The organism is Streptomyces sp. WM6378, assembly GCF_001279695.1.
Taxonomy (GTDB): domain Bacteria; phylum Actinomycetota; class Actinomycetes; order Streptomycetales; family Streptomycetaceae; genus Streptomyces.
The window spans coordinates 1-240 of the sequence record NZ_LGDD01000253.1; the positions used below are offsets into that span (position 1 = coordinate 1).

Here is a 240-nt window from a genome sequence, read left to right on the forward strand (position 1 = left end):
TGGTCCGGATGGTCTTCATCGCCTCGCCCAGGGGCGGCGCGAGGGCGGCCAGAACGTCGACGGCCTCGTGTATGTAGCGGAACACCGTCGCGATGCCGATCCCGAACCCGGCCGCGAGCTGTGCGTAGGTTTCACCGCATCGCAGGTGCGCCAGGGCAAGCAGGGCCTGGCGGCCCGTGGTCAGGCGGCGCCATCGCGTACCGATTTCCCGCCTTCGGAAGGCGAGTTGTCCGGTCAGGT

General features: G+C 69.2%; 1 protein-coding gene. It reads right to left on the minus strand.

All coding sequences use genetic code 11. The features are described from left to right. On the minus strand, positions 1-238 hold a 238-nt coding region (locus ADK54_RS20090; RefSeq protein WP_234392140.1), incomplete at its 3' end, for a helix-turn-helix domain-containing protein. Positions 239-240 lie beyond the last annotated feature (2 nt).